The organism is Amycolatopsis rifamycinica (assembly GCF_000695625.1).
Classification (GTDB): domain Bacteria; phylum Actinomycetota; class Actinomycetes; order Mycobacteriales; family Pseudonocardiaceae; genus Amycolatopsis; species Amycolatopsis rifamycinica.
The window spans coordinates 18606-42925 of record NZ_JMQI01000065.1 but is presented as its reverse complement, the minus strand read 5'-3'; the positions used below and the strand labels follow the sequence as shown (position 1 = coordinate 42925).

General features: G+C 72.1%; 26 protein-coding genes. 11 read left to right on the top strand and 15 right to left on the bottom strand.

The window, feature by feature from the left end:
* Nucleotides 1-77: 77 nt before the first annotated feature.
* The gene (locus tag DV20_RS31500; protein ID WP_003073549.1) at nt 78-473 is read left to right on the top strand and encodes a DUF5319 domain-containing protein; all 396 of its coding nucleotides are present in this window, start codon (nt 78-80) and stop codon (nt 471-473) included.
* A 65-nt stretch (nt 474-538) separates the two neighbouring features.
* On the opposite strand, the gene DV20_RS31495 is transcribed toward DV20_RS31500, so the two are convergent.
* From DV20_RS31495 to DV20_RS31475, 5 genes are all read right to left on the bottom strand, one after another.
* Nucleotides 539-1477, bottom strand: a complete 939-nt coding sequence (locus tag DV20_RS31495; RefSeq protein WP_043786630.1) for an anti-sigma-D factor RsdA — start codon at nt 1475-1477, stop codon at nt 539-541.
* The gene (locus DV20_RS31490) at nt 1478-2050 is read right to left on the bottom strand and encodes a sigma-70 family RNA polymerase sigma factor (protein ID WP_043786628.1); all 573 of its coding nucleotides are present in this window, start codon (nt 2048-2050) and stop codon (nt 1478-1480) included.
* Between the two features lie 376 nt (nt 2051-2426).
* Nucleotides 2427-3023, bottom strand: a complete 597-nt coding sequence (locus DV20_RS31485) for a response regulator transcription factor (protein WP_003073605.1) — start codon at nt 3021-3023, stop codon at nt 2427-2429.
* Between the two features lie 131 nt (nt 3024-3154).
* On the bottom strand, nt 3155-4009 hold the full coding sequence (locus tag DV20_RS31480; protein ID WP_043786626.1) for a hypothetical protein: 855 nt from the start codon (nt 4007-4009) through the stop codon (nt 3155-3157).
* A gap of 68 nt (nt 4010-4077) precedes the next feature.
* Nucleotides 4078-5022 carry a MerR family transcriptional regulator gene (locus DV20_RS31475; protein WP_043786624.1) on the bottom strand — a complete coding sequence of 315 codons (945 nt, stop codon included), beginning with the start codon at nt 5020-5022 and terminating at the stop codon, nt 4078-4080.
* Nucleotides 5023-5213: 191 nt separating this feature from the next.
* Between DV20_RS31475 and DV20_RS31470 the strand changes: the two genes are divergently transcribed.
* On the top strand, nt 5214-5534 hold the full coding sequence (locus DV20_RS31470) for a WhiB family transcriptional regulator (protein ID WP_084093773.1): 321 nt from the start codon (nt 5214-5216) through the stop codon (nt 5532-5534).
* A 117-nt stretch (nt 5535-5651) separates the two neighbouring features.
* Here DV20_RS31470 and groL read toward each other — a convergent pair whose 3' ends face one another.
* Both groL and groES read right to left on the bottom strand, forming a co-directional pair.
* A complete protein-coding gene (gene groL / locus DV20_RS31465) occupies nt 5652-7265 on the bottom strand; it encodes a chaperonin GroEL (RefSeq protein WP_043786623.1) in 1614 nt (537 codons plus the stop codon).
* Between the two features lie 98 nt (nt 7266-7363).
* Complete coding sequence (gene groES / locus DV20_RS31460; RefSeq protein ID WP_004559922.1) at nt 7364-7657, bottom strand: co-chaperone GroES; 294 nt, start codon at nt 7655-7657, stop codon at nt 7364-7366.
* Nucleotides 7658-7969: 312 nt separating this feature from the next.
* Here groES and DV20_RS31455 point away from each other — a divergent pair, with 312 nt between their 5' ends.
* Nucleotides 7970-9841: an N-acetylmuramoyl-L-alanine amidase gene (locus DV20_RS31455; protein WP_043786622.1), complete on the top strand. Its 1872-nt coding sequence runs from the start codon at nt 7970-7972 to the stop codon at nt 9839-9841.
* 21 nt (nt 9842-9862) lie between these two features.
* Here the strand turns inward: DV20_RS31455 and DV20_RS31450 are convergent, their stop codons facing one another.
* Both DV20_RS31450 and xrtP read right to left on the bottom strand, forming a co-directional pair.
* Nucleotides 9863-11239: a glycosyltransferase gene (locus DV20_RS31450; RefSeq protein ID WP_043786621.1), complete on the bottom strand. Its 1377-nt coding sequence runs from the start codon at nt 11237-11239 to the stop codon at nt 9863-9865.
* Nucleotides 11236-11745 (bottom strand): exosortase P, encoded by a 510-nt coding sequence (gene xrtP / locus DV20_RS31445; RefSeq protein ID WP_152603779.1) that lies wholly within the window; start codon nt 11743-11745, stop codon nt 11236-11238. The genes DV20_RS31450 and xrtP overlap by 4 nt, the downstream gene beginning before the upstream one ends.
* Before the next feature lie 360 nt (nt 11746-12105).
* Between xrtP and DV20_RS31440 the strand changes: the two genes are divergently transcribed.
* The 5 genes from DV20_RS31440 to DV20_RS31420 all read left to right on the top strand — a co-directional run bounded on the left by DV20_RS31440 (nt 12106) and on the right by DV20_RS31420 (nt 15470).
* A complete protein-coding gene (locus DV20_RS31440) occupies nt 12106-12873 on the top strand; it encodes a choice-of-anchor P family protein (RefSeq protein WP_043786620.1) in 768 nt (255 codons plus the stop codon).
* 11 nt (nt 12874-12884) lie between these two features.
* A complete protein-coding gene (locus DV20_RS31435) occupies nt 12885-13064 on the top strand; it encodes an LPXTG cell wall anchor domain-containing protein (protein WP_043786618.1) in 180 nt (59 codons plus the stop codon).
* A 105-nt stretch (nt 13065-13169) separates the two neighbouring features.
* A complete protein-coding gene (gene wecB / locus DV20_RS31430; RefSeq protein ID WP_043786651.1) occupies nt 13170-14315 on the top strand; it encodes a non-hydrolyzing UDP-N-acetylglucosamine 2-epimerase in 1146 nt (381 codons plus the stop codon).
* A 42-nt stretch (nt 14316-14357) separates the two neighbouring features.
* Nucleotides 14358-14954, top strand: coding sequence for a GNAT family N-acetyltransferase (locus DV20_RS31425; RefSeq protein WP_152603778.1), 597 nt, complete (start codon nt 14358-14360; stop codon nt 14952-14954).
* A 135-nt stretch (nt 14955-15089) separates the two neighbouring features.
* Nucleotides 15090-15470 carry a pyridoxamine 5'-phosphate oxidase family protein gene (locus tag DV20_RS31420; protein WP_043786646.1) on the top strand — a complete coding sequence of 127 codons (381 nt, stop codon included), beginning with the start codon at nt 15090-15092 and terminating at the stop codon, nt 15468-15470.
* On the opposite strand, the gene tsaD is transcribed toward DV20_RS31420, so the two are convergent.
* The 3 genes from tsaD to tsaB are packed head-to-tail and all read right to left on the bottom strand — an operon-like array spanning nt 15471 to nt 17658.
* Entirely contained in the window at nt 15471-16517 is a 1047-nt protein-coding gene (gene tsaD / locus DV20_RS31415) for a tRNA (adenosine(37)-N6)-threonylcarbamoyltransferase complex transferase subunit TsaD (protein ID WP_043786617.1), read from the bottom strand.
* Complete coding sequence (rimI, locus tag DV20_RS31410) at nt 16517-16996, bottom strand: ribosomal protein S18-alanine N-acetyltransferase (RefSeq protein WP_043786616.1); 480 nt, start codon at nt 16994-16996, stop codon at nt 16517-16519. The genes tsaD and rimI overlap by 1 nt, the downstream gene beginning before the upstream one ends.
* The gene (gene tsaB, locus DV20_RS31405; protein ID WP_043786614.1) at nt 16993-17658 is read right to left on the bottom strand and encodes a tRNA (adenosine(37)-N6)-threonylcarbamoyltransferase complex dimerization subunit type 1 TsaB; all 666 of its coding nucleotides are present in this window, start codon (nt 17656-17658) and stop codon (nt 16993-16995) included. The genes rimI and tsaB overlap by 4 nt, the downstream gene beginning before the upstream one ends.
* A 99-nt stretch (nt 17659-17757) precedes the next feature.
* On the opposite strand from tsaB, the gene DV20_RS31400 reads away from it, so the two are divergent.
* The 3 genes from DV20_RS31400 (at nt 17758) to DV20_RS31390 (ending at nt 21544) form a co-directional block, all read left to right on the top strand.
* A complete protein-coding gene (locus DV20_RS31400) occupies nt 17758-19182 on the top strand; it encodes an acyl-CoA synthetase (RefSeq protein ID WP_043786613.1) in 1425 nt (474 codons plus the stop codon).
* On the top strand, nt 19175-20506 hold the full coding sequence (locus tag DV20_RS31395) for a carboxyl transferase domain-containing protein (RefSeq protein WP_043786612.1): 1332 nt from the start codon (nt 19175-19177) through the stop codon (nt 20504-20506). The genes DV20_RS31400 and DV20_RS31395 overlap by 8 nt, the downstream gene beginning before the upstream one ends.
* Before the next feature lie 75 nt (nt 20507-20581).
* Complete coding sequence (locus DV20_RS31390) at nt 20582-21544, top strand: serine hydrolase (RefSeq protein WP_043786645.1); 963 nt, start codon at nt 20582-20584, stop codon at nt 21542-21544.
* Nucleotides 21545-21609: 65 nt separating this feature from the next.
* On the opposite strand, the gene tsaE is transcribed toward DV20_RS31390, so the two are convergent.
* The 3 genes from tsaE to alr are packed head-to-tail and all read right to left on the bottom strand — an operon-like array spanning nt 21610 to nt 24292.
* Nucleotides 21610-22086, bottom strand: a complete 477-nt coding sequence (gene tsaE / locus DV20_RS31385; RefSeq protein ID WP_043786611.1) for a tRNA (adenosine(37)-N6)-threonylcarbamoyltransferase complex ATPase subunit type 1 TsaE — start codon at nt 22084-22086, stop codon at nt 21610-21612.
* Nucleotides 22083-23180: an alpha/beta fold hydrolase gene (locus DV20_RS31380; protein WP_043786610.1), complete on the bottom strand. Its 1098-nt coding sequence runs from the start codon at nt 23178-23180 to the stop codon at nt 22083-22085. The genes tsaE and DV20_RS31380 overlap by 4 nt, the downstream gene beginning before the upstream one ends.
* Nucleotides 23177-24292, bottom strand: a complete 1116-nt coding sequence (alr, locus tag DV20_RS31375; protein ID WP_043786609.1) for an alanine racemase — start codon at nt 24290-24292, stop codon at nt 23177-23179. The genes DV20_RS31380 and alr overlap by 4 nt, the downstream gene beginning before the upstream one ends.
* Nucleotides 24293-24320 lie beyond the last annotated feature (28 nt).

Genomic DNA, 24320 nt, shown 5'->3' with positions numbered 1-24320 from the left:
GGAGCCTTCCCCTCATCTTATCCGCCGCCCGCCGCCCGCCCCGGGCGGTGGGCGAGCCGGCGGGGCCGCCCGGTACCGTGCAGGCCGTGGCGCACGATGTCCTGCCTCCAGACCCGTTCGCGGACGACCCGGATGACCCGGCCCGCGCTTTCGGAGACCCCGAGGACCGGCTGGACGAGCCGATCAGCGACTCCGAACGCACCGAGCTGCTGGCCGATCTCTCGGATCTGGCCGTCTACCAGGCCCTGCTCGAACCCCGCGGGGTTCGCGGGATCGTCGTCGACTGCGGTGAGTGCGACGAACCGCACTACCACGACTGGCACCTGCTGCGGGCCAGCCTCGAGCAGCTGCTGGCCGACGGGCGGATGCGCCCGCACGAGCCGGCCTACGACCCGAACCCCGGCGACTACGTCAGCTGGGACTACTGCCGCGGCTTCGCCGACGGCGTGACGGCCAACGAAAGCGCCTACTGAGCGCTCCCCGACCACGGAAAAGGCCCTGGTGAGTTTCCTCACCAGGGCCTTTTCGTGCGTTCGCGCTACGGCGTCTCGCCGACGCCCTGCGACTGACCGCCGGCGGACTCGCTGCGCGGCGTGCCGGGGTCGTTGCCGCTGGCGACCGTGGAGGTCGGCGGGGTGGGCGTCGGGGTCGGCGTCTCGCTGGTCGGTGGCGGCGGCGGAGGCGTCGGGGTCGGCGTTCCGCTGCCGGGCAGGCTGGTGGTGCCGCTGCCGCTGCCGGGGATGGACGTCGCCGAACCGGCCGGCGCCGCCTGCGACGACGGCGCGCCGGGGACCACCGCCGGCACGGAGGTCTGGATCGGGCCCTGGACCGGCGCTTCCGGGTTCTGCAGCTGGGCGGCGAGCTGCCGGTGCTGCTCCATCAGCTGGTCGCGGTTCTCCTCGTCGGTGACCTGGGACAGGGCCGCCTGGGCGTCCTGGAGGGCCTGGCGGGCGGCGTCGAGGTTGCCGCCGGCGAGGGCGAGGTTGGCCTTTTCGAGGTCGAGCTTCGCGGCCGCGGCCGCCTCGACCGAACGGGTGTGGTCGGAGTAGAGGACCTTCGCGAGGCCCCACAGCGTGTCGCCGGGCTGCGCGGAGCGCGCGGCCAGCCCGGTGCCGGTGAACGCGATCGCCAGCACGGCGGCGGCGACGGCGACCGGGACGAGCAGCCTGCGGCGGCGTCCGCTCGAAGCGTGCCGCTTCGCGAGAGCGGCGGTGCTGACGGTGCGCACGGCGGTGTCGACGTCGACGAGCTCGGCCAGCGGCTCACTGTCGATGTCTCTTCGCCACGCCACCAGCAACGCGTTGAGCTCCTGGTCGCCGAGACCGTCGGCCAGTGCCGGGTCGGACCCGCCGAGCGCGTCGAGCAGTGCGTCGTCGGCTTGCACCGCCGACAGGTCGGCGGCGAACTCCGCCTCGGACGCCGTCAGGCCACTGCCGAAGACGTCGTCCGGCTCGAATCTCTTATCGTGAGCTGTCACTCAGATCACCTCCTCCGCGGCCAGGACCTTTCTCAGCCGCGCGAGGGCGCGGTGCTGGGCGACGCGGACGGCACCGGGGGTGGAGCCGACCGCGTCCGCGGTCTCCTCCGCCGACAGGCCGACGACCACGCGCAGCACCACGATCTCCCGCTGCTTGTCCGGCAGCACCTGCAACAACTGGGACATCCGCTCGTTCAGTTCACCTTGCAACGCCCGCTGCTCGGGACCGACCCCGACCTCGACCTCGTCGGGGATCTCGGCCACCGGCTCGGCCCGGTTGCGCGCCGCCGCGCGGTGCGCGTCGGCCACCTTGTGCTGGGCGATCCCGTACACGAAGGCCAGAAACGGGCGGCCCTGATCGCGGTACGAGGGCAATGCCGTTAGCACCGCGAGACACACCTCCTGCGCAACGTCGTCCGCCGAAGCGAAGGATCGCTCCTGCCTGCCAACCCGAGCGCGGCAATACCGCACTACCAGTGGACGGATAGCCGCCAGCAGCCGCTCCACTGCCTGGGGATCTCCCTCGACAGCAGCGGCGACCGGCTCATCCAGTCCATCCCCCACATTGGCCATCGCAGACAACAGTCCCAGTGTTACGCGTAGGTGTGCAAAGAACCCGGCCCGTGGTCGCCTCCACCGCGCACCGGAGACCGCTACCGTACCGTCGGCTCGCTCCGGACCGGCGCGCGCGGTGTGCCCGGGCGTGCCGCGGCGGCGCGAGCCGCGAAATACGGGTCGTCTCGCAGACTCGCGGTCGTGGTCGCCGATTCAACGAGCGAGCCTGGCCACGGGTACGAGATCCGCCGGAGGGGCGGGGTGGCGACGCGGAAATCCGCCAAGTCGAACGCCGGGATGTGATGGGGACCACATAGGTGCGGGCCAGGGCGGGTACACCCTGGCCCGTCGTCACCTGTGAACCGGCCGTGTCAGGAACGGGGAGAGCGCCAGGTCAGCTGACCAGGCCGCGGCGGAAGCCGTGGGCGACGGCCTGCGCGCGGTCGCGCACGCCGAGCTTGCGGAACAGCCGCCGGGCGTGGGTCTTGACCGTGTCCTCGGACAGGTAGAGCTCGCGGCCGATCTGGCCGTTGCTCTTGCCCTGGCTCATCCCGCGGAGCACCTGAAGCTCGCGCTCGGTCAGCTGGACGCCCGGGTCGGACGGCTGACGGGGCGCGGGCACCGAGGTGCTCGCCAGGGTGTGGGCCAGCGCGGCGACCAGCTCCGGCCGGGACGCGTCCCAGCGGAGGTAGCCGCGGGCGCCGCCGGCGATCGCGGCGGCGATGCTGCCCGCGTCGTCGGGAGCGCCGAAGACGATGACGTTCGCCTGGGGGTTGGCCGAGACGAGCCGCCGGGTGGCTTCGACACCTGTCGGGACCGCGCGTTGCGTCCCGACCAGCACGACGTCGACGGGCTGACGGGAGTACCGGGCCAGCAGCTCGTCACCGTGCGCTACGCAGTCGATGCGACTGACCCCAGGGACCGCGGACATCACTCGGGTGAGCCCTTCACGGACACTGCGTCGGTCGTCGCAGATCAAGACCGTCGTCACGGGGTTTCCTTCCTGCAGCCGGGTGACATTCCTCTTCCCCTATCGGACGCTTTAGCCCGAACCTTGACACGATCCGGTGGCTTTTTTTGAACTTTCTTAGCCCGGATGCCGGAACACCCCATTCCGACGGCTCAACCACCCGGGACGGGGACCCATGGTGATTCCCCCGCAACCCTCCTCCCGCAAGGATCTGCGCTTCGTAACACTGCGTGCAACACCTGCGCCACTCTGAATCGATACTCCTCGGCGTGTCCTGGGCGCAGGTCGGCCGCCACGAGCGCCGCCGGCCACAAAAGTGAAAGGAGTTCGCATTCCTCCGCCGTCGCCATTGCGTTTCCGACAAGGTCGTCCGAAATCTGCCGGTGATCGGGAGCCCCGGCGGCCCGCAGGGCCACGGCCAGCACAATCCGGGATTTCACGGTGTGCCGCCGCGCGCCCCGCGCGAGCGCGGTTTCCAGCGCCCGTTCGGCGGGCGGCACGGCGGCGGCGCCCTGACCTGCGGCGAGCTCGATTTCGGCGCCGACCCAGCCGCCGCGGACGGTGGCCCGCCACCCGGCATCCTCGGCCGCGGCGCGCCTGGCGAGCCTGCGGGCGGCCCCGAGGCGGCCGAGGGCGAGGTTGTCGGCGGCCAGGCCGAGCAGGGCGTCGGCCCTCGCCCCCGCGGCGTCGAGGCCGTCGGGGTCGGGCCCGGTGTCCAGGTCGGCGGCCTTCGCGAAGGCCTCGCCGTCGAGCGCGCGGGCGCGGCGGTGGCCGCCCAGCTGCCGCCGGTGGGACGCGAGGGTGCTGGCGGCGAGGGACGCCAGGAGCGGGTCCCGCCCGCGCCGGAGGACGTCGAGGAGAGCCGCGGCGGCGGCGTACCGGCCCTGGGCGCCGAGGACGACGGCGGCGAGCAGCCGTTCCCGCGGGCTGCCGGCCCCGCGCGCGACGGCGGGATCGGTCCGCGAGCCGCTCCCGAACGCGGCGGCCCTCAGGGCGGGTTCGTGCACCCGTCCTTTCTAGTGGGTGGGACCGACAAAAACCGGCCCGAGTGCCGTCACCCACGCCACCGAGGGAACTAGCGGCGGCCGCCGACCAGGACATGCTCCAGGCGATCCGCCGCACTCGGCAGATCCGTCAAAAGCTCCACCTTGTCCGGCAGACCCGCCGGATCCCAACCCGGGCCGCACGCGAACAGCCGGCTGCGCTGGCGGCCCCGGGTCACCCTCGCGAACAGCCGCGCGTCCGCCACTCCGCGTCCGTGGGCCCACAGCACCACCGCGGCCGGCGCGCTGCGGCGCACCGCCACCGCCAGCACCTCCGCCGGCAGCGGCACCCCGAACAGCTGCGCGCCGATCCGGCGTCCGGCCAGGGACGCCGCCAGCGCGTACATCGGCATCGAGTCGCGCTCGTCCGGGACGCAGCCGAGGAGGACCGGGCGGGTGTTGCGGGGCTCGTCGAGCACCGGGGTCGCGCGGACCAGGGCCGCGAACACGCACTCCGCCAGCAGGTACTCGACCTCGGCGCCCGCGCTCGCGCCGCGCCACCGCGCCCCGAGCGCCGACAGCACCGGCTCGATCACGCCGGTCCACGCAGGGAGCACGCCGAGTTCGGCGATGGTGTCCGCGAGCATCCGCTGGACCGCGCCGACGTCCATGGCCAGTGCCGCCGTGCTGAGGCGGCGGGCCAGGCGGGAGCGGACCTCCAGGCCGTCGTCGGCGACCGCGTCCCCGGGCAGCTTGCCGAGCTCTTCCGGCTGAGGCGGCCCGGAGCGCGGGATCTGCTCGAGGGCGTAGCGGGCCGCCTCGGCCGTCGACGCGCCGCTCAGCAGCGCTCGCTGCATCAGTTCCAGGCGGCCGATGTCGGAGGTGCCGTAGCGGCGGTGGCGGCCGTCGGTGTGGCGGCTGGGGCCCAGCCCGTAGCGGCGGTCCCAGGTTCGGAGGGTGGACGGCGCGACCCCGAGCCGGCGGGCGACCGAGGCCACCGGCAGGGTGGGTTCTTCGGTGCCCGACCCAGCTCCCACGAGCCTCAATATCCAGGCACCCAGCGCAGTCGGCAACCGGAGGCGAAAGCCCTGCTCACACATCCGGGGGATGCCTAACGGCTGAATCGGGCCGGATCGCTTGAACAACTATTGGCGCGCTTCTAACGTTACCGCCGTTGCACCGAATGGAGTATCGGCATCACAGCAGAGCAGCTAGCGGCATCGACCGAATGACGGAGGCGGTCAGGATGGCAGACACGCGCAGGCTCCCAGGACCCAACGCCGACATGTGGGACTGGCAGCTCGAAGGGTCGTGCCGGGGGATGGACAGTGCGTCCTTCTTTCACCCGGACGGCGAGCGCGGCCCGGCGCGGGCACGGCGGGAAGCCAGAGCGAAGGCCGTCTGCCTGAGCTGCCCGGTCTTGGAGATGTGCCGCAGCCACGCGCTGGCGGTGCACGAGCCCTACGGCATCTGGGGCGGGCTTTCGGAGTCCGAGCGGGAGCACATCATCAAGTCGGACAAACGCGCGCTCAGCATGTCCCGCGGCTGAGCGCACCAGAGACATCGGAGGGCGGCACCGGGTGGGGTGCCGCCCTCCGTGCCATTCCGGGGACGAGAAAGCGGGGCGGCACCTTTCGAAGAGGTACCGCCCCGCTCTCGTCGGCAATCAGTGCGAGTGACCGTGGCCCGCCGCGGCGGGCTCTTCCTCGGCCGGCTTCTCGACGACGGAGGACTCCGTGGTCAGCACGAGACGCGCGATCGAGGCGGCGTTCGCCACCGCGGACCGGGTCACCTTGACCGGGTCGACGATGCCGGCGGCCAGCAGGTCGGTGAGCTCGCCGGTGGCGGCGTTGAAGCCCTGGCCCCAGCCCTGCTCCTGCACCTTGTTGACGATGACCGCGCCCTCGTGGCCCGCGTTGGTCGCGATCCAGAACAGCGGAGCGGTCAGCGCGTCCTTGACGATGCGCACGCCGGTGGCTTCGTCACCGGTCAGGCCCAGGCCGCCCTCGAGCTCCTTGACCGCGTGGACCAGCGCCGAACCACCGCCGGGCAGGATGCCCTCCTCGACGGCCGCCTTGGTCGAAGCCACGGCGTCCTCGATGCGGTGCTTGCGCTCGTTCAGCTCGGTCTCGGTGGCCGCGCCGACCTTGATGACCGCGACACCGCCGCCGAGCTTCGCGAGCCGCTCCTGCAGCTTCTCGCGGTCCCAGTCGGAGTCGGTCGTCTCGATCTCCTTGCGGATCTGCGCGACCCGCCCGGCGATGGCGTCCTTGGTGCCGGCGCCGTCGACGATCGTGGTGTCGTCCTTGGTGACGACGATCCGGCGGGCCTTGCCCAGCGCGCCGAGGTCGACGTCGGACAGCTTGCGGCCGATCTCCGCGGAGATGACCTCGCCGCCGGTGACGACCGCGAGGTCGTCCAGGAACGCCTTGCGGCGGTCGCCGAAGAACGGCGCCTTGACCGCGACGGCGGTGATCGTCTTGCGCAGCGAGTTCACCACGAGGGTGGACAGCGCCTCGCCGTCGACGTCCTCGGCGATGATCAGCAGCGGCTTCTTGGCCTCGACGACCTTCTCGAGCACCGGCAGCAGCTCGGCCAGCGCCGAGACCTTCTCGCGGACGAGCAGGATGTAGGCGTCCTCGAGGATCGCCTTCTGCTCCTCCGGGTTGGTCGCGAAGTGCGCCGAGAGGAAGCCCTTGTCGAACTGGACGCCCTCGGTGATCACCAGCTCGGTCGCCAGGGTCGACGACTCCTCGATGGTGATGACGCCGTCTTCGCCGACCTTCTCGACGGCTTCGCCGAGCAGGGCGCCGATGTTCGCGTCGCGCGAGGTGACGGTGCCGACCTGCGCGATGTTCTCGCGGCCCTTGACCGGGGTGGCCTTGGCCTTGAGGACCTCGATGACCTTCTCCGCGGCGGCCTCGATGCCACGGCCGATCGAGGACGGGTTGGCGCCGGCCGCGACGTTGCGCAGGCCGACCTTCACCAGCGACTGCGCGAGCACGGTCGCGGTCGTGGTGCCGTCACCGGCGACGTCGTTGGTCTTGGTGGCGACGCTCTTGGCGAGCTGCGCGCCGAGGTTCTCGAACGGGTCGTCGAGCTCGATCTCACGGGCGACGGTGACACCGTCGAGGGTGATGGTCGGGCCGCCGAACTTCTTGTCGAGCACGACGTGGCGACCGCGCGGGCCGAGGGTGACCTTGACCGCGTCGGCGAGCTTGTTCACCCCGCGCTCCAGCGCGCGACGAGCGTCCTCGTCGAATTTGATCTGCTTGGGCATAGCGTGTTCCGCTTACCTTCCGGTGGGTCTGGAACGCAAGAACGCCCCGCTCCCCGGCGTTGTGCGGGGCCCGGGGCGTCATGCGCTGCGAGCGGACGTCAGTTGATGACGGCCAGCACGTCGCGGGCGGACAGGATGAGGTAGTCCTCACCGTTGTACTTGACCTCGGTGCCGCCGTACTTGGAGTAGATGACGACGTCGCCGACGTTCACGTCCAGCGGGACGCGGTTGCCCTTGTCGTCGATCCGGCCCGGGCCCACGGCCAGAACCTTGCCCTCCTGGGGCTTCTCCTTGGCGGTGTCGGGGATGACGAGGCCGGAAGCGGTCGTCTCCTCGGCCTCGCTCGTCTGGACAACGATCTTGTCCTCGAGCGGCTTGATGTTCACGCTCACCGGGTTGACCTCCACGGTCGTCGAAAGCGTTGGCAGGATGTGGTTACGGCTCTACCACCCCCGCCGTCGCGGGTGCCGGGGCTGTCGGGCCGTGCGATTAGCACTCTATCCACGCGAGTGCCAATCGTGCAAGGAGGGTCCACCCGACGGGCACAAAAGCGCCCGGCGACCCCCTGACCGGCGCTTTCACCCCCGGCACGACCGTCACCCGGAAGAGCGGCCGGCCGGCCGAGACGGGCCAGCCCTTACTCCCAAGACGAGTTTCTGGTTAGGTTCTCACCTCTGGCACCTGCACCCCGGGGGTTCATGCCCATGTCCCGCCCCATCCCGAAGGCGGCCGCCGTCACCGCCGCCGTCACCCTCCTCGCCGGCCTGGCCGCGGCGCCGGCCCAGGCGGACACCACCGGCCAACGCCAGCGCGACTTCGCCGCCGCCGCGAAGGAGTTCGGCGTCCCGGAGAACATCCTCCTCGGCGTCTCCTACCTGGAGTCCCGCTGGGACACCAACGCCGGCACCCCCAGCACGTCGGCAGGCTACGGCCCCATGCACCTGACCGACCTGCGCGAAGCCGGCGTCGCCGGCACCCACCACGACGAGGGCACCGAAGACGCCCGAGGCGACGACGCCCGCCCCGCCGTGCACCCCGAGGCCGGTCCCGCCGCCCCGCCGCCCACGCTGCAGACCGTCGACGAGGCCGCGCGGCTCCTCCGGACCGACGCGGACACGCTGCGCGCGAACCCCGCCCAGAACATCCGCGGCGGCGCGGCCCTGCTCGCGAAGTACCACGCCGGCCAGAGCGACTGGTACGACGCGGTAGCGCGCTACAGCGGCTCCGCCGACCAGGCCGCCGCCAAGACCTTCGCCGACGCAGTCTTCGACACCATCAAGACCGGCGTCACCCGGACCACCGACGACGGCCAGCGGGTCACGCTGAGCCCGGCCCCGGACCTGGCCGTCCCCCAGCGCGCCGAGACGCCGCCGTCGAACGTCGAGTGCCCGCGCCGGGTCACGTGCGAGTCGGTCCCCGCGCCCTACCAGGAACTGCCGGACGACGACTACGGCAACCACGACCTCGCGGACCGGCCGGACAGCCAGAAGATCGACCACATCGTCATCCACGACACCGAGGGCTACTGGGCCAACGTCCTCGACCTCGTCCAGGACCCGACGTACGTCAGCTGGCACTACAGCATCCGCTCGGCCGACGGCCTGATCGCCCAGCACGTGCCGACCAAGGACGTCGGCTGGCACGCCGGCAACTGGTACGTCAACGCGAAGTCGATCGGCATCGAGCACGAGGGCTTCGCCGCGAAGGGCACCTGGTACACCGAGGCCATGTACCGCACGAGCGCGAAGCTCGTCGGCTACCTCGCCCGCAAGTACGGCATCCCGCTTGACCGCGCGCACATCATCGGCCACGACAACGTGCCGGGCACGACGCCGTCGACCATCCCGGGCATGCACTGGGACCCGGGCCCGTACTGGGACTGGGCGCACTACTTCGACCTGATGGGCGCGCCGCTCGGCGGGTTCGGCCTGCCCGGTTCGTCCCTGGTCACCATCGACCCGGACTTCGCGAAGAACCAGCCCGCGTTCACCGGCTGCGACGGCCCCGGCACCCCGTGCGTGCCGCGCGGCTCGGAAGCCGTCGTGCTGCACTCGGCGCCGGACGAGTCCTCGCCGCTACTGGTCGACGCCGGCCTGCACCCGAAGGGCACGGCGTCCACCATGGACGTCGCCGACGTCGGCAGCCGCGTCGCGACGGGACAGCAGTACGCCGTCGCCGAGGTCAGGGGTGACTGGACGGCGATCTGGTACCTCGGCCAGCAGGGCTGGTTCCACAACCCGCGCAACGCGCGCGTCGCGAAGCCCGCGATCGGCTGGGTCGTGACGCCGAAGCCCGGGCTCGCGACCGTGCCGGTGTACGGCCGGGCCTACCCGGAGCCGGAGGCCTACCCGGCGAACATCCCGGCGCAGGCGATCACGCCGCTGCCGTACACGCTCGCCGCCGGCCAGAAGTACTCCTCGGGCGGGACGGTCGGCTCCGAGTACTACTGGGCGACCACGTTCGACGCGGCGAACCACGTGGTGGTGAAGGGCAAGCTCAAATACGTCCAGATCCAGTTCGGGCACCGGATCGCCTTCGTCAAGGCCGACGACGTCCGGATCGTCCCGGCGTTCTGATCCACCGGGTGGAGGTCGCGCTCACGCGTCGAGCGCGACCTTCACCCCGGCCGCCTGCTCGGTGTTGCGGCGCGTCTTGGCCCAGCCGTTGCGTCCGCGCACCAGCCGGAACAGCGCGCGCCACGACGTCACGTAGAACGTGTAGATGTACGCCGCGTACGCCAGACCCATGCCCAGCCCGCGCAGGATGTTCCCGCTGCGCAAGCACTTCAGCTGGTAGATCGGGCCCCAGACGAGGAACGGCAGCAGCCCGAACGAGCCGTAGATGGCGAACAGGATCCAGGCGCCGCCGGTGAACCACGTCCACATCTGCGCCGGGTCGCCCGCGGTGCCGATCAGCAGCAGCACGAACGGGATCGGGTACAGCAGCGAGCCGAGCAGCTGCAGCCACGGCTGGGCCAGGTAGTACATCATCTCCGCCGCGCCGAGCGTGCTGACGTGCGGGGAATCCCAGATCCGGCGCAGGTACCGTGCGCACTGCATGGTGCCCTGGCCCCACCGGGTGCGCTGCACGAGGAACCGCCGCAGGCTGTACAGACCTTCCTGCGCCACATGGGAATCCGGGGTGAACCCGGTGCGCCAGCCCGCCGTGAGCAGGTGGACGCCGAGCTCGAAGTCCTCCAGCAGCGAGCCGCGCCACGGCTCGCCGGCGTCGCCCGCGATCGAGTCCAGCGCGGTGAGCCGGGTGAACTGGCCGTTGCCGCCCATGGAGATCGTGCCGGTGAAGCCGCGGGACGTCTGGATCGCCGCGATCGCCGTCCGGAACTCCAGGTCCTGCAGCTGCGCGAGCTTCAGCCCGAACCAGCGGCCGACCGGGTTGCGCGACGGTGGCGGTGTCCCGGCGTTGCCCATCCGGACGTCCAGCTGCACCGCGCCGATCTCCGGGTCGCCGAAGAGGTGCCCGGCCGCGCAGACCTCGAGGCAGTTCGGTGCCGGACGGCCGTCGGCGTCGACGACGACCACGACGACGTCGTCGCGGCTCGCGTCCGGGCCCATCCAGTCGTTCAGGGCGCGGTAGGCCGCGTTGAGCGCGTCACCCTTGCCGGTCCGGGCTTCGGGGCGCACCCGCGGCACCAGGTGCAGGTACGGGTCGTAGCCGCCGTGCCGCCGCCACAGCATCCGGACGACGCGGGCGGTGCGGTCCTCCGAGTCGTCGTCGACGACCCAGACGTGCGCCCGGCGGAACGTCGTGCGCAGGTAGCGGACGGTCTCGCGGATGACCGTCTGCTCGTCGCGGCACGGGACGAAGAAGTGCCACGTGAAGTCCGCGGGGTCGCCGACCGGGCCGGGCTTGCGACGCAGGTAGGGCACCACGATCACGACGACGTAGACGAGGAACGCGACGCTCATGGTCAGCGCGAACGCCTGCGTGATCGCGAGCAGGACCTTGACGCTCATGCCTTCTTCTTCCGGGTGGCCAGCCAGACGAACAGGACGATCGAGACCGCGCCGCCGAACACGCTGACCATCGAGCCGAGCAGGGTGTGGCCCCAGTAGTAGCCCTCGTCGGTGCCGAGCCCGTGCACGAGCCCGACGATCGTGAGAATGCGCAGCTGATTGACCAGTACGACGACGACCGCGGAAATGCCCAGCGAAAAGAACAGCCTTCGCGCATTCGATGGGCGGAAGTACATCATGGCCATCGTCACAACGAGCAGCGGGAGCAAAAGGAACGCCGAGGAACATTCCGGCGTCATTCTCAACCCGAACGGAGTACTACTGGTCAACCCAAAGTAAACAGACTCCCGATCGGGTGCCACATAAACACCCGATGTAGTGAACAAGTCGAGGATCGCACCGGCGAGCCGTACTTCCAGCTCGCGGTAGAACCGCTCGGCCAGCACCACCACGACCCCCGCCGCGGCCAGCGCACTCAGCGCCACGACCAGCGGAAACCTCGCCATTCCTGTGTTCGGAGCGCTCGCTACCGCCACGACGTTCCTCTCGGTGCCGATTTCCCGATCAAGTTGCGGGCACGGGCGAGCGTAGGACATGTGTGCAGCCCCTTTCCACTCGGAGGGGTGGAAAGAGGCCCCCAATCGGTTGGAACTTCGGCGAACTTGTTACGCCGTTCGAGTGATGTCGAGACCCACCAGGGAAAACGGCGCCGAGCCTTACCCGATCCGGTGATTCGGTAAATTTTGTGTGCTATTCGGCCCGGTCTTCGCGATAGTCGATCCGCGTGCCGAGTCGAGGCAAGCCGGTTCGATCCGCGCCGCCGTCACGCACCCCCGATAAATCCAGCGAATTCGGAGGACCACTTGATGAAGAGCTCCCTCGTGCGCCGTGGCGGGCTGCTCGCCGCGGTCGTGGCGAGCGTCGTGCTCGCCGGCGCGGCCCCCGCTTCGGCGGCCCCCGGCGACGGGTCCGCGTACGGCGTCAAAGCCGACGTCAAGCTGCTCGGCCAGGACGCGGTGAAGGCGGGCCCGTTCGCGGCCGCGAACACGGCCGGCCCAACGAGCAACAGCCTGGCGAAGGTCGATCTCACCGGCATCCTCACCGCCGGTGCGATCAACACCGAGGCCAAGCGCGACGAGAATTCCGGTGCGGTGACGGCGAAGGCGAGCACCGCCGACGTCGGGCTGCCGCTGCTGAAGGCCGCGCTCGGCAACGTCGGCATCAAGCTCGTCGAGGCCGTCTGCACCGCCACGCAGAAGGGCGTCGAAGGCAGCACGAAGCTGGTCGGCGCGAACCTCGGCAGCGTCGGCGCGGTCGACGCCACCCCGGCCGCGAACACGCAGATCAAGGTGGGTCTCGGCGCGCTCAACGTCGCCACGATCATCCTGAACGAGCAGGTGAAGAACTCCGACGGCAGCCTGACGGTCAACGCCGTCCACGTGAAGCTGCTCGGCGAAGGGCTCAAGGCGCTCGGCTCGGGCGACGTGATCGTGTCGTCAGCGACCTGCGGGCCGGCCGCGCCGCCCATGCCGCTGGCCTCCGGCGCCGGGCTCTGGATCGGGCTCGGCCTGCTCGGCGCCGTCGCGGTGCCGGTCGGCACCCGCATCTCCCGCCGCCGTTCCGCCCGGGCCTGAGCGAGGCGCGGATGTACAAGATGCCGGGCGCGGGCGTCGGCGTGGCCGGGGGCGGGGTCGGCACCCTCGCCGCCACCGGCGCCGACATCGGGTGGTGGCTGGCCCTCGGCGTGCTGCTGGTCCTGCTCGGGACCGCCGCGCTGATCGCCGTCCACCGCCGCAACCGCCGTCTTTCCCGGGCGCGGGGCTGACGCGGTGACCCCCGGGCCGCCGGCGTGTGCCCCTCGCACGCCGGCGGCCTCGGCGGGGGAAGAATTTCCGGAATACTGGACGATGTGGAGAAGGGGCACCGCGGGGTGGACGTGATGTTGCTGGCCGGGACGCGGCCGGAAGCCCTCAAGCTCGCGCCGCTGGCCCTCGCGCTGGCGGCCCACCCGGCACTGCGCCCGGTCCTGGTCCACAGCGGCCAGCACCCGGGCATGGTCGAGCAGGCCCTGGAGCCGTTCGGCCTGGCCGTGGACGTGCGGCTGAACGTGCCGCCCCGGGTCACCGGCGGCCAGGCCGAGCTGATGGCGGGCCTGCTGCCCGCCCTCGACGACGCGCTGCGCCGCCACACCCCGGCCGCGGTGGTCGTCCAGGGCGACACGACGACGACGCTCGCCGGCGCGCTGGCGGCGTTCTGGCTCGGTATCCCGGTGGTCCACCTGGAAGCCGGGCTGCGCACCCACGACCTGGCGGCGCCGTTCCCGGAGGAGGGCGCCCGGCAGATGGTGTCGCGGATCGCGGCGCTGCACCTGGCCCCGACGCTGGGCGCCGCGGCGGCGCTGCGCGCGGAAGGCGTTGCGCGGCAGCAGATCGCGGTCACGGGCAACACGGTCGTCGACGCGGTGCTGGAGATCGCGGCCCGCGACCTGCCGGCCCGCGACACGGCGCTGGCGCTGCTGGAGATGGAGCTGGCGGAGGCCGGCGAGCGGCTGGTGCTGGTGACGTCCCACCGCCGCGAGTCCTGGGGCGAGCCCCTGGAACGGACCCTCGCCGCGGTGCAGCTGATCGTGGCCGAGCACCCGGACGTCCAGGTGCTGTTCCCGGCGCACCCGAACCCGCGGGTCCGCACCCAGGTGGAGGCGGCACTGGCCGGCCTGCCCCGGGTGACGGTGACGGACCCGCTGGAGTACCCGGACCTGGTCCGCGCCCTGCGGCTGGCGTCACTGGTGCTGACGGATTCGGGCGGCATCCAGGAGGAGGCCCCGACGTTCGGCACCCCGGTGGTGGTGCTGCGCGACGTGACCGAGCGAGTCGAGGTGGTGCAGGCGGGATGTGCCTGGCTGGCGGGCACGGACACGGAGCGCATCGCGGACACGGCGGCGCGGCTGCTGAACGGGGAACTGCGCCCGGCCCAGGTCGGAAATCCCTACGGTGAGGGGAATGCCGCGGTCCTGGCGGTCGCGGCGATCGAGGAGCTGCTGGGCGTGCGAGCCGTGACCCCGGCCGCGGCTTCCTAAATCGGTCGCGGGCCCGCGCCGGGTGCGATGACACTGGCGCTCGTGGACGTCGAACTCGTGGCCGTGGCCGAGCCGGACAAGCCGGTGCTGGCGAACCTGCTCCAGCTCTACCAGTACGACTTCTCCGAGATCCGCGAGCTCGACCTCACCCCGCACGGCACCTTCACCTACCGCTACCTGGATTCGTACTTCACCGAGTCCGGCCGCGAGGCGTACTTCATCACCGTCGACCGCACGCTGGCCGGCTTCGCCTTGCTACGCAGTGATGTCGACGACGACGGGTCGTGGAACGTCGCCGAGTTCTTCGTCGTCCGCCGGCACCGCCGGCGTGGGGTGGCCCGGCTCGCGGCGCGCTCGCTGTTCGCCCGCCACCCCGGGGAGTGGACGTTGTCGTTCGACCGGAACAACCCCCCGGCGGCCGCGCTGTGGCGATCGGTCGTCGCCGAGGTCGCCACGGGCGGCACCACCGAGACCGAGCGCCCGCCGCCCATCGCGGGCACCCGGCTGCGGTTCACCGTCCAGAGCGAGACCGGCGGCGACCTCGGTACCCGGACCACGGGACCCACCCGCCCCGCAACCCCGATCCGAAGCCAGAACACGGCCGGCGGCGCCGGGTCAAGGCACGCTTTCCCGCCTTGACGCGGTGCCGCCGGCCGTAGTCACAATCAGGCTTCGGGGTGGCGGGAAGCCGCCGGGCCAGTCCGGAAGAGGTCACCGTCGGACCCATCAGGCAGGCGCATGGCGGAGAGGGCGGCGTCCGGCCAGGATGGCGGCATGAAGATCACCGACCGGCTGGCGAAGGACCGCAACCTCTGGCTGTGCACGCTGCGCGGAGACGGCTCGCCCCACGTCACCCCGGTCTGGTTCGTCCACCTCGACGACACCTTCTGGATCGGCAGCGGCGAGCGGAACGTCAAGGTACGCAACGTCCTGAACGACCCGCGGGTCAGCCTCGCCCTCGAGGACGGCGACCACCCGATCGTCGCCGAAGGGCGGGCGCGAATCCACCGCGGCAGGCTGCCGCACCACGTCCTCGCCGCGCTCGCCGCCAAGTACGACGGCTGGGACGCCGGAACGGAGATCGCCCCCTTCGGCCCCAGGGTCCTCCTCGAGGTGCCGGTCAGCCGGTGGCTGCTGAAGGGAACCGCCCAGTGACTAAAGCGAAACCACATTCACCGGCAACGCCGGGTTCGCGCTGAAGTCCAGCGGCGCCGTCGGCCGCTTCGCCGCCACCACGTGCGCGCCCAGCGCCGCGATCATCGCGCCGTTGTCCGTGCACAGTCGCGGCCGGGGCACCCGCAGCTCGATGCCCGCCGCCGCACAGCGTTCGGCCGCCAGGGACGACAGCCGCGAGTTCGCCGCCACGCCGCCGGAAATCACCATCGTGTCGATTCCCTGTTCCTTCGCCGCGCGGATCGCCTTCGCCGTCAGCACGTCCGCGACCGCTTCCTGGAACGACGCCGCGACGTCGTCCACCGGGATCTCCTCGCCGCGGCGCGCGGCTCCCTCGACCCAACGCGCCACCGCGGTCTTCAAGCCGGAGAAGGAAAAGTCGAACGCGGCGTCGCGCGGGCCCGTCATGCCACGGGGGAACGCGATCGCCGACGGGTTGCCGTTCTTGGCCGCCTTGTCGATCGGCGGGCCGCCCGGGTACGGGAGGCCGAGCACGCGGGCGACCTTGTCGTACGCCTCGCCCGCCGCGTCGTCCACTGTGGACCCCAGTTCGGTGATCGACGACGCGATGTCGTCGACGCGCAGCAGCTGCGTGTGGCCACCCGAGACCAGCAGCGCCAGGCACGGCGCGGGCAGCGGCCCGTGCTGCAGCGTGTCCACCGCGATGTGCCCCGCCAGGTGGTTGACGCCGTACAGCGGCACGTCCAGCGCCGTGGCGTACGCCTTCGCCGCCGAGACGCCCACCAGCAGCGCGCCCGCCAGACCCGGCCCGGCCGTCACGGCGATGGCGTCCACATCGGACATGGACAGCCCGGCCGTGGCGAACGCCCGCGAGGTGGTCGGGACCATCGCCTCCAGGTGCGCGCGGCTGGCGACCTCGGGCACCACGCCGCCGAACCGCGCGTGCTGCTCGACGCTGGAGGCCACTTCGTCCGCCAGCAGCTCGACCGTGCCGTCGTCGTGCAGGCGGACCAGGCCGACACCGGTCTCGTCGCACGAGCTTTCGATGCCCATGATGATGCGTGCCATCAGCCCGCCACCCCGTCCCGCGTCCGCGCCGGGCGGACCATCGTGTACGCGTCGGCGCCGGAAGGCTGGTAGTAGCGCTTCCGGATGCCGAGCCGTTCGAAGCCGTGGCGCTCGTACAGGGCGAGCGCGGTCGTGTTGTCCGTGCGGACCTCGAGGAAGACCGGCGCCTCGAACTCGTCGGCCCTGGCCAGCAGCGCCCGCAGCAGCGCCTTGCCGATGCCCCGGCCCTGGTGTTCGGGGGCGACGCCGATGGTGTGCACGGTCGCCTCGTACTCACCGCGGCGGCGCCCGACGACGGCCAGCCCGGCGTAGCCGAGCAGCTCGTCGCCCTCGTCCGGGCGCGCGGCCAGGTAGAAGTGGCCCGCGTCCAGTTCGGAGTGGAAGGCGCGGGCGCTCCACGGGTCGTCGCCGGGGAACAGGATCTTCTCGATCTCCACGCACCGGGCGATGTCCATGCGGCGCAGGGGCCCGAGTCTCACGGAGCGGTCACCCGTTTCGGCGCGGCGGGCTCGGCGGCGTCGGGACGGCGCAGGTACAACGGCGTCAGCGGCGCCGGCGCTTCCTTCGCGAGCAAGGCGTTCCGGGCGGCCTTCACCAGGCCGGCGGGCGACGGGAAGCGCGGCTCGACCGGCCGGACGTCGAGCGCGTCGGCGTACAGCAGAGCGCCGTCGCCCGCGGCCACCTTGACGTCGGTCTCGAGGTCGGCGGGGCGCTGGACGTGCGGGCCGTCGGTGCGCCGGCCCGCGGCGTCGTAGGCGGCCCAGTAGACCTCGCGGCGCCGGGCGTCGGTCAGCACGAGGAAAGCGTTGTCCCCCGGCGGGACGTCGGCGGCCAGCGCGTCGAGGCTGCAGACCGGGTACACCGGGATGCCGAGGGCGTGGCCGAGGGCGGCGGCGGTGGCCATCCCGGCCCGCAGGCCGGTGAACGGCCCGGGGCCGACGCCGGCGACGATCGCGTCGAGGTCCTTGAGCGTCACGCCCGCGGCTTCGGCGGCGGCCAGCGCGTGCGGCGTGATCAGCTCTCCGTGGGCACGGGGGTCGACCGTGACGCGCTCACCGCGCGTCTCGACCAAGCCGCCGTCCAGCGCGACGACGCCCGCTGTCACGGCGGGGGTCGAGGTATCGATCGCCAGTACCAACACGGTGTCCCAGCCTACGACCAGCGCCTACGGCCGCTTGCTGCAGGGGACGGATCAGCACGGTAACGTGCGGATGGAGTCCGACACTGGGAGGTCCCCGCGGTGCCCGACCCCTTGTTCCCCACGCTCGTCGCCGGTGCCGCGAAAGAGGCCTTGCGCTTCGGCGACCACGCCCTCACCTACGACGACCTCGCCGCCGTCGCCGGCGGTCTCGCCCGCGAGCTGCCGTCCGGCCGGGTCGCGGTGTGGGCGACGCCGACCGTGCACACGAGCGTGGCGGTCGTCGCCGCGCTGCTCGCCGGGGTGCCGGCGGTGCCGCTCAACCCGAAGATCGGCGAACGCGAGCTCGCCCACATCCTCGCCGACAGCGCACCGGCGCTCGTCCTCGCCGAACCCGGCGTCGAGCTGCCCGCCGGGCTCGCCGCCCTGCCGCGCCGGGACATCCCGCTCACCGGGGAAAGCGCGCCGCTCCCGGAGGAACCGGACGCCGAAGCACCGGCCCTGATCGTGTACACCTCGGGCACGACCGGGCCGCCGAAGGGCGTCGTGCTCCCCCGCCGGGCGCTCGCGGCCACCCTGGACGCCCTGGAGGACGCCTGGGGCTGGACGGCCGCGGACATCCTGGTGCACGCGCTTCCCCTGTTCCACGTGCACGGGCTCATCCTCGGCATCCTCGGCCCGCTGCGCCGCGGCGGTTCCGTGCGCCACCTCGGCCGGTTCTCCACCGAGGGCGTCGCCCGCGAACTCTCGAACGGCGCCACGATGCTGTTCGGCGTCCCGACGATGTACCACCGGATCGCCGGCGAAGCCGGCTCCGACAGCGGTCTGGCGGACGCCCTCAAGCAGGCCCGCCTCCTGGTCTCCGGGTCCGCGGCGCTGCCCGTGCACGACCACCAGCGGATCACGGCGGCGACCGGCCAGCGGGTCGTCGAGCGCTACGGCATGACCGAGACGCTGATGAACACCAGCGTCCGCGCGGACGGCGAGCGCAAGCCCGGCACGGTCGGCGTGCCGCTGCGCGGGGTGGAACTGCGGCTGGTCGGCGACGCGGGCGAGGTGGTCGACGACGTCGAAACCGTCGGCGAGATCCAGGTCCGCGGCCCGAACCTGTTCACCGAGTACCTCAACCGGCCGGACGCGACCGCGGCCGCGTTCGACGGCGGCTGGTTCCGCACCGGCGACATGGCCACGCGCGACGCGGACGGGTACGTCAAGATCGTCGGGCGCAAGGCGACCGACCTGATCAAGAGCGGTGGTTACAAGATCGGCGCCGGCGAGATCGAAAACGCGCTGCTCGAACACCCCGGCGTCGCCGAAGCCGCCGTCACCGGCGAGCCGGACGACGACCTCGGCGAGCGGATCGTCGCGTGGATCGTGCCGAGCGGCGAGCCACCGGCCGCCGGGGAACTCGCCGACCACGTCGCGAAGCTGCTCGCGCCGCACAAGCGCCCGCGGGTGGTCCGCTACCTGGACGCGTTGCCGCGCAACGACATGGGCAAGGTCATGAAGCGGGCGCTCGGTGCCTAGGCTCGCGGCGCGCGAGATCGTCGGCGCGATCGCGAACGGCTTCACGGAGTTCCCGGTCCCACTGCGCGAGGAGCCCGCCGACGGACCGATCGGCTGGCCGGGTTACCGGGAAGCGCGTTCCGCGGCGGAGGAACGCACCGGCGAAAAGGAGTCGGTCGTCTGCGGGACGGCGAAGATCGGCGACGCCGAAGCGGTGCTGGTCGCCTTCGAGTTCGGGTTCCTCGGCGGTTCGCTGGGGCAGCGCACCGGCGACCGGATCGAAGCGGCGTTCGCCCACGCCCGCGACGTGCGGCTGCCGGTGGTGTCGCTGATCTCGACCGGCGGCAGCCGCATGCAGCAGGGCATGCGCGCGCTGATGCAGCTGCAGCGGGTGGCGCGGGCGTCGGCGTTGACGCGGGCGACCGGCATCCCGCAGATCTCGGTGCTGCGCGACCCGACGACCGGCGGGGGCTGGGCGACGCTCGGCGCGGGCGCCGACGTCATACTCGCGCTGCCGGAAGCGCAGGTGGGCTTCGCGGGCTCGCGGGTGCGGCCACCGGGCTCGCCGGAGGCGTACACCGCGGAGGCGCACTTCGCCTGGGGCCAGGTCGACGCCGTCGTGGCGCCGGAGGAACTCGGCGGGGTTCTGGAACGGTGGCTGCGGCTGCTGACCACGCGTTCTTCGGCCGCGGCACCGCCGCCTTCCGCGCTGCGGGCGGCCTCGCTTCCCGAGACGGGCTGGGATGCGGTCCAGGCGGCCCGTGCCCCCGGCCGGGCCCGGGCGGCCGAGTACCTCGACGCCTACTTCGACTGGCGGGAAGACGTCAGCGGCGACCGCGTCGGCGGCGCGGACCCCGGCGTCGCGTGCGGCTTCGGCTGGCGTGACGGGCGCACGATCGCGTACGCGGCCCAATGCGGCACGCCGACCCTGCCATCGGGCTTCCGGACGGCGGCTCGCGTGGTGCGCCTGGCGTCACGTCTGGGCATCCCGGTGCTGACGCTGGTCGACACCCCGGGCGCGGCCAACGACGCGGCGGCGGAGCAGGCGGGCGCGGGCGGCGCGATCGCGGAGATGTTCGAAGCGGTCGCGACGGCCTCGGTCCCGGTGACGACGCTGGTGATCGGCGAAGGCGGCTCGGGCGGCGCACTGGCGTTCGCGGCGGCCGGGTCGACGTGGGTGGCGCCGGACGCGTACTTCTCGGTGACGTCACCGGAAGCCGCGGCCGCGATCCTCAAGCGCCCGGCCTCGGAGGTGCCGGACATCGCCAACCAGCTGCACCTGCGCCCGCAGGACCTGGTGGACCTCGGCGTCGCCCGGGCGGTCGTGAGCGGCAAGGCGGGTTGACCACTCACGAGGTCCAGCTCTCCGTGGTTGGATCTCGCGATGGGGTATCGACTCAACAGGCGAGCGGCGTTCGGTCTGGGAACCGCCGTCGCCGCCGGCAGCATTCTGACCGGCTCTCCCGCGTTCGCGCAGGAAGCGGACATCGAGGCCAGCCCGGCCACACCGGACCGGGCCAGGCAGAAGGTGAAGCGCGTCTACGACGACGCGGCCGCCGAGGCAGGCGGCATCTGGAACTCCTACATCAGCGTGGCCGGCCAGGTGGCCGTCGACGTGGCGTCCGACGAGGTCGTCGAGGCGTACAGCGTCAACAAGGTGGCCGTCGCGGTCACCTTGATGGACAAGATCGACCGGGGCCTGCTCACGCTGGACCAGCAGGTCCAGGTGCCGGCGAGCATCGTCGTGCCGGGTGGCGACGGCGTCATCATCCTGGACGGGGCGTACCCGAGCGCGTTCACGCTGGGGCACGTCCTGTCGCTGTTCCTCACGGTTTCGGACGACACGTGCGTCCGGCTGGTGGGGCTCGTGGTTCCGGCGGCCGAGATCAACGAGATCCTGGTGGCCAAGGGCTTCCCCCGGACCCAGGTCACGCCGGTGGCCAACCCGAACCGCTACTTCCTCGGCAAGACCACTCCGCGCGAGACCCACGACCTGCTGCAGGCGCTGGTCGCGGGCACGTTGCTGAGCCCGGCGTCGACGGAGTACCTGCTGTCCATCCTGCGGTCGCAGGTGGCGTTCACCGACGGTGTCCGGCGTGAGATGTCGTCCGTCGACCGGGCGAGGATCGCCACGAAGGCGGGCTGGCTGAACGACGGCCGCAACGAGGCGGGCGTCATGTTCGACGCCGCGGGCAAGCCGGTGCTGATCTACTCGATGTTCGCGCACGGCCAGGCGAGCCCGGAGGACTTCGGGGCCACGCACCCGGTCCGGCAGGCCACCGCGAAGATGGGGCCGAAGTTCCTGCGCGCGGTCGACAAGATCGCGGGCGCCGGCACCCAGGCCTTCCGGGCCCCGGCCTACCGGCAGTACAACGGCGGCTGAGCGCAGCGGCACTTTCACGTGAAAGTGCCGCTCCCAGGTGGGCACTTTCACGTGAAAGTGCCCACTCAGGGGGTCGGGACCGAGCAGCCGTCGAACGCCCGAGTGCGGTCGGCCCAGGTGCCGTGCGGCTCCAGGGTGACCTCGCGGACGTCGTCCTCACGGCGGTCCAAGCGGACCACCAGGTAATCGGAAGACAGGCGCTCGGCCGAGCCCTCGCCCCACTCGACCACGATCGCCGACCGCTCGAGGTCCGTGTCCAGGTCCAGGTCGTCCAGCTGCGAAAGGTCGCCGCCCAGGCGGTAGGCGTCGACGTGCACCAGCGGCACGCCCGCGGCGCCCGCCGGGTGGACGCGGGCCAGGACGAACGTCGGGCTGCTCACGCGGCCGCCGACGCCGAGGCCGTCCGCGATGCCGCGGGTCAGCGTCGTCTTGCCGGCGCCGAGCGGACCGGCCAGGAGCACCAGGTCGCCCGCGCGCAGGACGCGGCCGAGCGCTCGCCCGAACTCCATCGTGTCGTCGGGGGTCGGGAACACGAAACTCAACGCTGCCACCACCAGGTTCGCCGGGACGAGGTCACGCCGTCCGCACCGGAGCAGCGTTGCAGGAGATCGATCAGATGGCTGTTCACCAGCTCGGGCTGCTCGAGCTGGACCATGTGACCGGCACCGCGGACGCGGACCAGCTCCGCGTCGGGCAGCTCGGCCGCGATCCGCTCGGCGTGCGCGAACGGCGTGAACCGGTCCGAATCGCCGCCGATGACCAGCACTTCCGCGTGCTTCAAGCCGGCCAGGGCGGCGTAGCGGTTGTGGCTGCCGAGGGTGTCGACGAAGTTGACGAGCCCGCGCACCGGCGTCACTTCCAGCATCTCGAGCATGAAGTCGACGAGGCGCGGCGCGACGTCGCGGCTGCCGAACGCCAGCCGGCGCACCGCCTGCCGCGTCAGCTGGCCGCCCGCCGCGCGGACGAACTCCACCAGTCCCGGCTGCCAGCCGGCCAGCCCGCCGGCGGCGCGCGTCAGCGGGTTGTACTTCGAGAGCAGCGAACGCGGCAACCCGCGTGCGCCCACTTCGCCCGCCGCCGTCGCGATGAAGGCCACGCCGCACACGCGGTCTTCGAAGATCTCCGGGAACTCGGCGGCCAGTTCCATGATCACCATGCCGCCCATCGAGTGCCCCATCAGCACGATGGGCCCCTCCGGCACCACGGACCGCAGCACGCAGTCGAGGTCCCGCGCCAGCTGCTCGATGGTCGACGTCTCGGCGGTGGCCGCGCCGGAAAGGCCGTGGCCGCGGTGGTCGTAGTACACCTGACGCACGCGAGGCAGCCGAAGCGACGCGAGGTCGCGACGCTGGAAATGCCAGCAGCGCCGCGAAAGCGCGAACCCGTGCACTCCCACGACGGTCAGTTCCGGTTCCCCGCCGTCTTCCGGATCGATTTCCTCGACCGAAAGCGGCGTGCCGTCCTCGGCCGCGACCGTCGAAGCGCGGTCGGGCTTCAGCTCCCCCAGCGGCTCGTCCACGTACGGATCCTCACTGTGCCGCCGCTGCTGCGCGGCAACGGCGATGGCGGCGGCGGTGCCGGTGGCCAGGGCCCCGACCCCGCCGGCGATGGCGAGCAGTCGTCGTGAAGGTGTCACGAGCGCTCCCCCAGATACCGGCGCCGCACCCGCGGCCGGTACATCGAGGTGACGATCTCGTAGTCGATGGTGCCCAGCTTGTCGGCCCACTCCCGGGCGGTCGGCTCGCCACGGGTCCCCGGGCCGAACAGGACGACCTCGTCGCCGACGGCCGGTTCGTAGTCCCCGCAGTCGACCACGAGCTGGTCCATGCAGATCCGGCCGGCGACCGGCCGCCGCCGCCCGCCGAGCCAGACGTCCATGCGGCCCGAAAGCGACCTCGGCACGCCGTCGGCGTACCCGGCCGGCACGAGCGCGAGGTTCGTGGCGTCAGACGCCGTCCAGGTGTGCCCGTAGGACACCGATTCCCCGGCTTCGATGCGCTTGACCAGCGCGACCGCGGACCGGAACGTCATCGCCGGGCGGAGGTCTTCGGGCTGCGGGACCGGGTTGAGCCCGTACATCGCGATGCCGGGCCGGACGACGTCGAAGTGCAGGTCGGGCCGGGTGAGCAGGGCCGCGGAGTTCGCCAGGTGCCGCATCGGGTCCAACCCGGCGGCGCGGGCGGTGTCGTAGGCCTCGGCGAAGCGCTTGGTCTGCAGGTCGGTCGCCGGGTGCCCGGGTTCGTCGGCGCACGCGAGGTGGGACCAGATCGCGACGACTTCGACCCGCGGTTCGGCGGCCGCCGCTTCGACCAGTTCGGCCCACGCGGACGGGGGGCAGCCGTTGCGCGAAAGACCGGTGTCGATTTTGAGATGCACACGAGCCCGGGTACCCGGTTTCGCCGCGGCCGCGATGCGGCGAAGCTCACCCAGTGAGCTCGCCGCGAGGTCGACGTCCGCCTCGAGGCCGGCGGCGAAGTCGACGTCCGGGGTGTCCAGCCAGCTGAACAGCCGGGTGGTGATCCCGGCCTCGCGGAGGGCGAGGGCCTCGCCGAGCGAGCAGGTGCCGAGCCAGGACGCGCCGGCCTCGACCGCGGCGCGCGCCACCGGCAGCGCGCCGTGGCCGTAGGCGTCGGCCTTCACCACGGCCATCACCTCGGCGCCGGGCGCGCGGGCGCCCAGCAGGGTGAGGTTGTGGCGGATCGCGTCGAGGTCGATGCCGACCTGCGCCCGGGGGAAACTGGGAGTCATGACGACTCCCAGTTTCCCATGACCCGAG

Excerpts from the sequence above, each read along its gene's own strand:
- DV20_RS31490 (WP_043786628.1), bottom strand. The coding sequence starts at position 2,050 with ATGGCCAATGTGGGGGATGGACTGGATGAGCCGGTCGCCGCTGCTGTC.
- DV20_RS31470 (WP_084093773.1), top strand. The coding sequence starts at position 5,214 with ATGACGGAGGCGGTCAGGATGGCAGACACGCGCAGGCTCCCAGGACCC.
- groL (WP_043786623.1), bottom strand. The coding sequence starts at position 7,265 with ATGCCCAAGCAGATCAAATTCGACGAGGACGCTCGTCGCGCGCTGGAG.
- DV20_RS31455 (WP_043786622.1), top strand. The coding sequence starts at position 7,970 with ATGTCCCGCCCCATCCCGAAGGCGGCCGCCGTCACCGCCGCCGTCACC.
- DV20_RS31450 (WP_043786621.1), bottom strand. The coding sequence starts at position 11,239 with ATGAGCGTCAAGGTCCTGCTCGCGATCACGCAGGCGTTCGCGCTGACC.
- xrtP (WP_152603779.1), bottom strand. The coding sequence starts at position 11,745 with ATGGCGAGGTTTCCGCTGGTCGTGGCGCTGAGTGCGCTGGCCGCGGCG.
- DV20_RS31440 (WP_043786620.1), top strand. The coding sequence starts at position 12,106 with ATGAAGAGCTCCCTCGTGCGCCGTGGCGGGCTGCTCGCCGCGGTCGTG.
- DV20_RS31435 (WP_043786618.1), top strand. The coding sequence starts at position 12,885 with ATGTACAAGATGCCGGGCGCGGGCGTCGGCGTGGCCGGGGGCGGGGTC.
- DV20_RS31420 (WP_043786646.1), top strand. The coding sequence starts at position 15,090 with ATGAAGATCACCGACCGGCTGGCGAAGGACCGCAACCTCTGGCTGTGC.
- tsaD (WP_043786617.1), bottom strand. The coding sequence starts at position 16,517 with ATGGCACGCATCATCATGGGCATCGAAAGCTCGTGCGACGAGACCGGT.
- alr (WP_043786609.1), bottom strand. The coding sequence starts at position 24,292 with ATGACTCCCAGTTTCCCCCGGGCGCAGGTCGGCATCGACCTCGACGCG.